This window comes from Streptococcus oralis (assembly GCF_964238205.1).
Taxonomy (GTDB): domain Bacteria; phylum Bacillota; class Bacilli; order Lactobacillales; family Streptococcaceae; genus Streptococcus; species Streptococcus oralis_CZ.
Genome location: NZ_CAXSLF010000005.1, coordinates 145268 through 154924, shown reverse-complemented (window position 1 = coordinate 154924; position 9657 = coordinate 145268). Strand labels below are relative to the sequence as shown.

At 37.5% G+C, this 9657-nt stretch carries 11 protein-coding genes; 1 reads left to right on the top strand and 10 read right to left on the bottom strand.

Annotated elements, in window-relative coordinates:
- The 10 genes from ACESOD_RS08025 to ACESOD_RS07980 all read right to left on the bottom strand — a co-directional run.
- On the bottom strand, positions 1-600 hold a 600-nt coding region (locus ACESOD_RS08025), incomplete at its 3' end, for an accessory Sec-dependent serine-rich glycoprotein adhesin (protein ID WP_373094881.1).
- A 161-nt stretch (positions 601-761) separates the two neighbouring features.
- A complete protein-coding gene (locus ACESOD_RS08020; protein WP_373094879.1) occupies positions 762-1727 on the bottom strand; it encodes a hypothetical protein in 966 nt (321 codons plus the stop codon).
- Between the two features lie 129 nt (positions 1728-1856).
- Positions 1857-2768, bottom strand: a complete 912-nt coding sequence (locus tag ACESOD_RS08015; protein ID WP_373094876.1) for a bifunctional riboflavin kinase/FAD synthetase — start codon at positions 2766-2768, stop codon at positions 1857-1859.
- 65 nt (positions 2769-2833) lie between these two features.
- Positions 2834-3772 (bottom strand): dihydroorotate dehydrogenase, encoded by a 939-nt coding sequence (locus ACESOD_RS08010; RefSeq protein ID WP_373094873.1) that lies wholly within the window; start codon positions 3770-3772, stop codon positions 2834-2836.
- Positions 3773-3782: 10 nt separating this feature from the next.
- Positions 3783-4583 (bottom strand): dihydroorotate dehydrogenase electron transfer subunit, encoded by an 801-nt coding sequence (locus ACESOD_RS08005; protein WP_373094870.1) that lies wholly within the window; start codon positions 4581-4583, stop codon positions 3783-3785.
- Positions 4584-4833: 250 nt separating this feature from the next.
- Positions 4834-5523 carry a sugar phosphate nucleotidyltransferase gene (locus tag ACESOD_RS08000; protein ID WP_373094867.1) on the bottom strand — a complete coding sequence of 230 codons (690 nt, stop codon included), beginning with the start codon at positions 5521-5523 and terminating at the stop codon, positions 4834-4836.
- A gap of 12 nt (positions 5524-5535) precedes the next feature.
- Entirely contained in the window at positions 5536-6414 is an 879-nt protein-coding gene (locus tag ACESOD_RS07995) for a DMT family transporter (protein WP_045615914.1), read from the bottom strand.
- The gene (locus ACESOD_RS07990; protein WP_049508449.1) at positions 6404-7273 is read right to left on the bottom strand and encodes a phosphotransferase family protein; all 870 of its coding nucleotides are present in this window, start codon (positions 7271-7273) and stop codon (positions 6404-6406) included. The genes ACESOD_RS07995 and ACESOD_RS07990 overlap by 11 nt, the downstream gene beginning before the upstream one ends.
- Before the next feature lie 12 nt (positions 7274-7285).
- Positions 7286-8308, bottom strand: a complete 1023-nt coding sequence (locus tag ACESOD_RS07985; protein WP_075228365.1) for a ribitol-5-phosphate dehydrogenase — start codon at positions 8306-8308, stop codon at positions 7286-7288.
- Between the two features lie 4 nt (positions 8309-8312).
- Positions 8313-9020 (bottom strand): IspD/TarI family cytidylyltransferase, encoded by a 708-nt coding sequence (locus ACESOD_RS07980; RefSeq protein ID WP_373094863.1) that lies wholly within the window; start codon positions 9018-9020, stop codon positions 8313-8315.
- A 314-nt stretch (positions 9021-9334) separates the two neighbouring features.
- Here ACESOD_RS07980 and ACESOD_RS07975 point away from each other — a divergent pair, with 314 nt between their 5' ends.
- Entirely contained in the window at positions 9335-9634 is a 300-nt protein-coding gene (locus ACESOD_RS07975) for a YbaB/EbfC family nucleoid-associated protein (RefSeq protein ID WP_373094860.1), read from the top strand.
- The last annotated feature ends 23 nt before the right edge of the window (positions 9635-9657 follow it).

Genomic DNA, 9657 nt, shown 5'->3' with positions numbered 1-9657 from the left:
TGCTGAAGCAGAGGTACTTGCAGACTCAGACGCTGATGTGCTTGCTGACTGACTTGCACTTGTACTAGCAGATGCTGAAGCAGAGGTACTTGCAGACTCAGACGCTGATGTGCTTGCTGACTGACTTGCACTTGTACTAGCAGATGCTGAAACTGAAGCACTTGCTGATTCTGATGCAGATTCACTCTCACTTAATGACTGAGAAGTTGTGTCTGAAGTTGGTGTTGCTTGATCATCTTGATCAACTGTTCCCAAGGTAGCTTGTTCCGCATTAGCGAGAACTTCCTTACCTTCAACCACTTTTTCAACAGCAGTCTGTTCATTAGCATAGACATGAGATTGAGTCGCAATCCCTCCACCTATGACGGTTCCCGCAGCAGCTATCCCCTTGAGGATATCAAGCCCAGTTAGGGATGTTGAAACACGATCTTCAACGACTTCTGTTGTAACTTGAGCTGTGTCAATACCACCACGAAGAACCTTGAACAAACCAAAAAGAGAGGTAGATGCTCGAAGCCAGTGTTTCCCTGACTTGATCAATTTATACCTCGTTACTCGGTCTGTTTCTCTATATCGTCCTTCCTGACGTCTAAAAAACATTTTTTTATCTCCTTATGTTCGGATTTTAGGAAAATAAAACTTTTATCCCACTTCTTATTATACCAGTTTTCGTAAAATAATCAAAGAAAAAAGAAAAGATATTTTATAGTAATTTACTTATATTAATATTAAAAAAGCATCGAAAATTCGATGCCTTAGTTTTAAACTCCAAGTTGAATATCTGGGTAATTTTTTGAAATAAGATTCCAAAGTTCTTCAAGCTGATCTCGAACTGTTTTTGTTGATTTCAAAACCATATCTTGTTTTTTCTTGCCATTCTTACGGATATAACAAAATTGATAAATTTTTTTCGAAAACAAAGACTTGTTAATCTTCGTTTCTACAAGATAAAGATGGTCTACGTCTCTTAGATCTAAAGCTTGCGTTCCTTTATAGTAAGTGATGAGATGGTTTTTATAGAGAATTACTTTTAGATTTTCATCATAAAATTCTGCTAAACCAGCCATATTTTCAACGTTTCCTTGCAATTCAGGATAGGCTTGATAAATTTCTTCCAGAGAAGCAATCGTTTTTTTTCGAATAAGAAAGGCACTTACTACTAAAAATACTCCTGTTCCCCCAAAGAAAATCACCCCAATGATAAATATCCAGCCATCATTGGCATGTTCAGTCGTACTTAAATAAAGATTGCTATTCATATTTTGATAAACAACTGATGATGGTTCAAGGATAGACTTTAAAAAGCCTGATAAATCGACAATACGATTATTTCTTGACTTATTCTTTTTGGTAACAAGTGGTTGTAGTTGAGTTCCAATTATGGTTGCTGGATGATCGTAAAGCGTTCCAGCCTCTGCTTGCTCCATGATACTCTTAATTGTGGCATCATTCTCGCTAGCTTCGATCACTGCATATTTTCCATCTCCGTCCTTACTATATTGGACAAGATAAAGTACACTTCCGCCTTCAACTTCCCCTACCACTTCTGGATAGATATCATAAACCGGCATTCGTACTTCAACTCCTGAATAACTATCACTGGCAAATTCTTTTGTGGGATTTTTATGCTTACTCCCCAAAAATCCCATCAATCCTGCCAAAGCCAAGAAAATCAGCGCAATGACTAGGGCAGAAATAAATCCTTTATTTCTTTTTTCCTTAAACATAAGTGTCTCCTTTAGTTTGGTAATTAAATTATATCAAAATTGGTCAGTTTTTAAAATACATTTTTTAGATTGCTAATTCCCTATCTAAAAAAGAGTTTGAGAAAATCCCAAACTCTACTATTTCTGATATTACTGTCTAGCTATCTTTTCATCTTCTTCTAGTTGCTTAACCAATTGATCAACGCTATCAAATTTTACCATATCACGGATACGGTCCAACCAGGAAACGATTACAGTTTCCCCATAGATATCGTCGGAAAAATCAAAGATATAAACTTCAAAACGCTCTTCTTCGCCATCAAAGGTTTCATTTTTACCTAGACTCGCCATACCACGATAGACTTTTCTTTGAATTTCAACGTCAACAGCATAAACACCATCAGCTGGCATATAGGTCCGATCCAAGTTGACTAGATTAGCTGTTGGGAAGCCAATAGTTCGACCTCGAGCATTTCCGTGAACCACTACACCTCTCGTTGGTAAAGGGAATCCCAGAAGTTTGCCTGCCTCTTTTACATCTCCTTCTAGAATGGCTTGGCGAATGCGCGTTGAACTAATTTTCCCCTTTTCGTCCTCAACTGGTGGAACAACAACCACTTCACCATGGAAGAGTTCTTTTAAATCCTCAGCTGTTTTTCTATCTGAACCAAGAGTATAGTCAAAACCAACTACAATCGTATCTGCCTTTGCTTCCTTGACGTAGGTATCAATGAATTCTTTTGCAGTCATATTTGCTACTCGACTAGTGAAATCCATCAAATACAAGCTCTCAACTCCAGCTCGCTTCAATCGACGTTCACGTTCACTAGCACTCAAAATATGCAATAAGTGTTCAGGTGAGTATTGATTCAGAGTTAGCTTTGGTGATTCGTTAAAAGTTACTAGAGCTACTCCTTGGCGCTTTTCAGCAGCAATGTTAGAAGCTATATCAAATAATTTTTGATGTCCAAGGTGAACTCCATCAAAATAACCAAGTACAAGAACGTTTGGTCCTGGTGTTGCAATATCTTTTTCTGTTTTAATAGGTACTGTAATAATCATAGTATTTATTATACCAGAAAAATGGCGCTTTCAAAACAATTTAGACTGAATTCAGCATATAAAACTTAGAGCAAACTTTCTCTGACTTCTTTTCGCAACATTTCTAGACTTTCGATCCCGTACTTATCCATGACTTTTGGTAGATTTTCGATAATATCTGGACAAGCATAGGGATTGGTAAAGTTGGCTGTTCCGACACCGATTGCTGAGGCTCCTGCCAGATACATTTCTAAGGCCGCTTCAGCTGAATCCACTCCTCCCATCCCAATGATTGGAAGCTTAGTTGTTTGAGCTACTTGACGGATTAGTTTTAGGGCTACAGGAAATACTGCTGGGCCAGACATACCTCCTGTCCCATTGGCGATAATCGGCTTTCTGGTTTTAAGGTCAAAACGCATCCCAACAAGGGTATTGATCATTGTGAGACCACTAGCTCCAGCATCTTCTACTGCTTTTGAAATAGTCACGATATCCGTTACACTAGGGGTTAATTTGACGTAAACGGGCACATCTGATGCTTCTACGGCAGCCTTCACCACATCATAGGCCAACTCAGGATCTTGTCCAATTAAAAGTCCATGATTACCGTGATCAACGTTAGGACAAGAGATATTGAGCTCGATGGCTTTCACATTAGTTGCCTTAGAAATTCCATGAGATACGGCTGCATACTCTTGTTTTGAAAAGCCAGCAACATTGGCGATAATGGGAAGATTTGGGTATTCTCTTTGAAGCCAAGGCAGTTTCTCAGAGAGAACGACGTCTAAACCAGGATTCTGCAAGCCAATGGCATTGAGCATACCTGCAGGTGTTTCTGCCACTCGTGGAGTTGGATTTCCAAACCTGGGTTCTAGGGTAGTCGCCTTAATCATGATAGAGCCTAAAAGGTCTAAATCATAGTATTTGGCATATTCTTGACCAAAGCCAAAACAACCTGATGCAGGAATGATAGGATTCTTTAATTCTAAGCCTGGTAGAGAAACTTGTAATCGATTTGTAGTCATGACACTCTCCTTATAAAACTACTGTTCCTGTTTTAAATACAGGCCCATCTTCACAGACACGTTGACTAACCGTTTCACTATTTGGTACTTTCAAGACGCAAGCGTAGCAAGCCCCCATACCACAGGCCATACGGGATTCAAGAGATAGATAAGCTCTTGGATGGTCGGAAAAGGTTTGATTGATATATTTCATCATACCAGGTGCACCGCATGAGTAAATTGCATCGAATTCGTTATCAAATTCCTTTATCACTACTGATACATTACCTTGGGTTCTATAAGAACCATCATCAGTCGTTACAAAGACTTGACTATATTTGGCTAATTCATTTTCCAAAATAACAGCATCTTTGGTCGCAAATCCTAGAACCGTTGTGACATCTACACCACGCTCATGCAGTTGCTTAGCTACTTCAAGTAAAGGAGGCACACCAATTCCGCCACCAACTAAGAGAACACGACTATGCTGCTCTAAATCAGATAAATCAAAACCATTCCCCTGAGGTCCCATAACATCTAAGCTATCACCTGTTTTTAAGGTTGAAAAAATTGCCGTACCAGAACCTTCGATACGATAAATAAGATGGCATTGTTTATTAGCCTTATCTATAGACGAGATTGAAATCGGACGCCGCAAGAGATGAGCATCATCAGGAACTCGTAAATGAAGAAATTGGCCTGCTTTCATAGCTTCAACCATTTCTCCTTGAAGTACTAGTTCAAAGATCGCTGGTGCGATTTCCTGTTGAGACACTACTTTCATGGTTTCCAAGCGAATAGCACCCATGCGTTTTTTACAATTTGGATTCATAACTTTTCCTCCTTAAATTTTAAGGGGTTCAGAAAAAGTAAAACCTTGCAATCGCAAGGTTTCAGTAAGATACTTACAGAAAAGAATCAAATAAACTTTGTTTATTCGAAGTTTGTGTAATCTATTTTCTATCTGACACCTTGTGAGCCTCTCTGGACTTCCCTTAAAGGTTAAATTTTTACTAGTATACTGTATCAACCCTAAAAAGTCAAGCAAAAATAGGTAAGGTGTCAGACGTATTTTAGTTTACTTATTTTTGTGAAGAAAGAATCTGCTCCAATTTTTGATAATCTTTTACACTATCGATTTCATAGATAGAGTTTTCTTCCAATTCCTCTACGTAAACATCCAGTTCTTTGATATTATCTTTAACCATGTTGTCCCAGTAGAGATCTACAAATTCGCCGCTTGCATAGGCTTGATTAATAAATCCTACAATCTTCTCAGCTGTTGGAGCATCCCAGAATGACACACCACTCAGGATGCGACCATTCTTACTATCAACGATGATATCTTGAACTTTATAATCTTCTCCGTAAACTAGGAACCATTCATTGTCACAGTCTTCACGATAAACGCTGAAGTATGTTGAACGCTCGATGTCATTGCGGAACATATTTTTGAAAAGATAGTTATCAGCATCAATAACGTAGCTGTTCGCTAACTCTTCTTTTACTAGGTAAAGTGAATAGAAGTTATTGTAATCAGCGTACTTATCATTGAAGACCAAGCGAACGCCGTACTTCTCTTTGAGGTAGTCGAATTGTTCTTTCAAATAACCTACAACGATGATAATATCATCAATTCCACGTTCTTTTAAAAATTCAATTTGATATTCAACCAAAGGTTTTTGATTAACTTGTACCAAGGCTTTGGGAGTGTTTTCTGTCATAGGTCTTAAACGAGTTCCCAATCCCGCTGCTAAGATGATCGCTTTCACGCGTTTTCTCCTTTATTCTTTAATGATAATATAAACACCAGCCATTACAACAAATGAAGTTATAATGGTCAAGACAGTCAGAGGTGTCCCCAAGAACATTGCTGCAAACAGGACAGTCCAAACTACATAACTGACATTTAAACCAGTTGCTTTTGCTGGTTGCAATCGATTGATAGCCATATAGTAGGCAAGATAAGAAATCATATTAAATGCTGCAAAGACAATTAATAGACCAAACAATTGGCCATTTGCCACTTCTGCAAATGAGTGATGCGAGAAAAGCACAATAACAAGATAAGACAAGAAGGATGTAACTTGACGAATCAAGAGAGCTTCAATTTCGCTGAGGTCACTTTCCATAGCAAAGGAGCTTAGAACACTTTCACTTCCCCAAGCAAAAGCACAAATCAAAGCACATAGAATTCCGATATAGAAAGAATTCACTTGCTCTGCTTTATAGGTCTGAGCAATAATCCCAGCAATGATTAGAAAGATACCAAAAATTGTATTTTTGGAAATCTTGTGCTTCAAAAAGAAGAAGGCAAGCAAGACTGAGACTGCCGGATAAATAGCTGAGACTGACGAAGCTAATGAACTTCCAATATACTTAACCGCATAGAGATTGGCCTGCATACCAATCGGACCGGCTAGTAAAGCTCCGATGATAACACTGACATTTCGAATGTTCAAGAAGATTGAAAAACGAACTCTGCCTTCCTTAACTAGAAGATATCCTAGTAAGATAAAAATACTTAGGAAATCGTGTGCTGCTGCTACAACAAAGGGCGATAAATCCGTGAATATTGAAAAGATATAAGCACTAATAGTTAATCCTAATCCCCAGAACACACCTGATAGTAGCCCAAAAGAAACTCCATTTTTAGCCTTCATTAGAACCTCCCATATAATCCAATTCCTTCACAGCTCTATTGTAACGAGAGATTCCATAATCTCCGAAATCTGCACCATTTTCTTCTTTGTAGATAGTCCAGAGACTCCAAATAATATCTTGCAATATTTTGTAGATACGAATTTTCTCTCTAGAAACGGGAGTCTTATCACTCTCATAATGACTTAGGAAGTCTTCTTCCTCTGCACTTGTAAATTCAGATTCTAGGAAGAGGGCTGCCAAATCCCACATAGGATCATTCATAGATGAATATTCCCAATCAATGAGATAAAGATGTCCATCTGATCCTTCAATAAAGTTTTCAGGGACCAAATCAATATGACACGATTTCTTATCCATTCCAATTTCTTCAAGTTGGTCTTTCAGAGAAAATACAGATTTTCTGACAACTTCATAGTTCGGATAGGAAATCTCCCCTTGAATCAATGATTCATATTTTTTAATTTCCTCAAAAGGAGCAAACTCTCCTTTTAATTCTTTACCCGAAGCATGAATCGTTTGTAAAATTGGAGCTATCTTCTCAAATTTAGTTTTAATGGTAGTTGAATCAAGTGTCTCTGCATTTTCGATGTATTGATTGACCTTGATACCTGCTTCGATATCAAAAAGATAATTTTCTACATCTAATTTCAAATCCTTCAACAATTCAAGATTGAACTTTTCATTCTGGCGGTTGATTAATTTATCTGTACCTTTTCCGAAAAACTTAACGATATACTGATTTGAGCTTGTTTTGACCAAATAGTTTTGATTGGTCATACCACCTAATTGTTCAACGCTCAGAATATCTTCATCAGTTGATAGTAAAGAGGTAAGTTTTTCCTTAATATTTTTTTCCACAATCGTCCTCCATTAGACTTCCCACTTAAAGACTGTCTTAAATGCGGTATTTAAGTCAGTTGCAAAAACTCGGTGAATATCTTTGATTTCTCTGACTGGTTCTTCTAAATAAATGATATTTTTCAAACGATTGGCAAATCTCTTAATCTCAATCATTTGGATAGCTTTTTCGAAGTCAATTCGTCCTGAACGCGAAGAACCTACTAATAATAAACCTTTTTCGAGGGAATCTCGAGTATTGATATTTACCTTGTACTCACTAACACCCATCATCAAAATTGTTCCCTGTGGTTTGATGTAACGAATGAGATCATTAATAGCAGGTCCACAACCATCACCACCACAACATTCAAAACCATGATCAAAACTAAGGTCTTCTGGAATACTGTCAGTGATATAACGTTCATTCGCAAATGAGAAGAGTTCAAGTTTCTCCCAATGACGGCCAATGACAATAATCTCTGCTTCAGGCAAGGTATAGTTGATAATATTTGCCATTACAAAGGCTAGACTACCATCTCCAATAACTGCAATACGCTGACGTCTGCTGTGAGAAACCGTCAAGAAGCGATTCATAGCGTGCATGCCCACACTGACAAATTCAGTAATTGCAGCTACTGTATCTTCGATGTCCTCGTAAGCTACCACACGATCCTTAGGTAAAGAAACAAATTCTCGCATAAAGCCATCATAACCACTAGACAAGAAATAAGTTCCTGTCATATAGTTTTCATAAAATTCCTCATCACTCTGCATAGGTGGTTGATTGGGAATCATGACAACCTTCTGGCCAACTTTGTAGGTACCTGTGGGATCAGAAATAACAGTCCCACAAGACTCGTGAATCATAGCCATTGGAAGCTTTTTAGATAATATTTTGGGATCACGTTTTCCTTGATAGTAACGTTGATCCGCATGACAAACCGCCATAAAGTTTGGTCGAATAAGGATATGATTCTCTTGATCAATCTCCTCTTCTTGATATTTGATATTGATAAACTTTGGTTTTGTCAGTTGATAAATTTGATTAATCATGTTTTTAGTCTTTCTCAATCATGCTTTTAGCAATCTTCAAGTCTGTAACTGTTGTGATTTTTAGATTTGAGTATTCACCTTTTGCCAAGGCAACATCTTTACCCTTAATGACAAAGATTTTACATGCATCTGTCAAAATTCCTTTTTCTTCTGCTGATAAAGAACCATACAAATCAATAAAGTCTTTACAACGGAAGGTTTGGGGAGTTTGTCCTTGATAGAGATGGGCTCGGTTTGGAATATCTGTGATGAACTGACCATTTGTACTTTCAACGATGGTATCAACTGCTTCAACCACAGTATCAACAGCATCATGGTTTTTAGCAAGTTCAATATTGTCTTGAATCATTCGAAGAGTGATGAAAGGACGAACTGAATCATGCGTCACCACAATATCATCTGCTGTCAGTGGACGGTAAGCGTCAATAGCTTCAATAATTTTTTCAATACTAGAATTACGATCCGCACCACCTTTGGTGATGATAATACGATCCTTGTGGAGTGGTAGGAATTTTTCAACTAAATCTTCTGCGTGTGTAACCCAGTCACCATGAACTCCAACTACAATCTTTTCAATACTTGGTTCCAAAACAAATTTTTCGATAGTATGAATCAAGATTGGGCGATCGCCCAACTCAAGAAATTGTTTGGGTAAATTACTAATCCCCATGCGCGTGCCAGTTCCACCTGCTAAAATTCCAGCGTAGATCATTTTAATACTCCTTTAGTTTGTTCTAAAAAACTCATTCTTTTCTATTATATCATAATCTAGCACTTTCTTAAAAAAATACTAGGTCACTCTAGCTAGAAACTAGTATCAAGAGCATGGATTTAGAAAAATTGAGTTCTAATCTGACATTTCTAGGTCTCGATTAATATAGAGTTCTTTAGAATAGTATAGAAAACTTAAAGAAATCTTAAAATGAATTAAGATAGAAAAAGAGTACTAAAATTAAAAATAGACTTTTCTAGTTAAAATTGTTAAAATAATAGGGAAAATAAAAGAAAAGGAAGCCATACACCACCATGATGAATATGCAAAACATGATGCGTCAAGCTCAAAAACTTCAAAAACAAATGGAGCAAAGTCAGGCTGAACTTGCTGCTACAGAATTTGTTGGAACTTCTGCCCAAAACCTTGTAACTGCTACACTAACAGGAGACAAGAAAATTGTTAGGATTGACTTCAATCCAGTAGTTGTTGACCCAGAAGATATTGAAACTCTATCAGATATGACAGTTCAAGCAGTCAATGCTGCTCTTGAGCAAATTGATGAAGCAACTAAAAAGAAACTAGGGGCTTTTGCTGGTAAATTACCATTCTAATAGCATAAAAAGAGGCTGATGTT

Excerpts from the sequence above, each read along its gene's own strand:
- ACESOD_RS08020 (WP_373094879.1), bottom strand. The coding sequence starts at position 1,727 with ATGTTTAAGGAAAAAAGAAATAAAGGATTTATTTCTGCCCTAGTCATT.
- ACESOD_RS08015 (WP_373094876.1), bottom strand. The coding sequence starts at position 2,768 with ATGATTATTACAGTACCTATTAAAACAGAAAAAGATATTGCAACACCA.
- ACESOD_RS08010 (WP_373094873.1), bottom strand. The coding sequence starts at position 3,772 with ATGACTACAAATCGATTACAAGTTTCTCTACCAGGCTTAGAATTAAAG.
- ACESOD_RS08005 (WP_373094870.1), bottom strand. The coding sequence starts at position 4,583 with ATGAATCCAAATTGTAAAAAACGCATGGGTGCTATTCGCTTGGAAACC.
- ACESOD_RS07995 (WP_045615914.1), bottom strand. The coding sequence starts at position 6,414 with ATGAAGGCTAAAAATGGAGTTTCTTTTGGGCTACTATCAGGTGTGTTC.
- ACESOD_RS07985 (WP_075228365.1), bottom strand. The coding sequence starts at position 8,308 with ATGATTAATCAAATTTATCAACTGACAAAACCAAAGTTTATCAATATC.
- ACESOD_RS07980 (WP_373094863.1), bottom strand. The coding sequence starts at position 9,020 with ATGATCTACGCTGGAATTTTAGCAGGTGGAACTGGCACGCGCATGGGG.
- ACESOD_RS07975 (WP_373094860.1), top strand. The coding sequence starts at position 9,335 with ATGATGAATATGCAAAACATGATGCGTCAAGCTCAAAAACTTCAAAAA.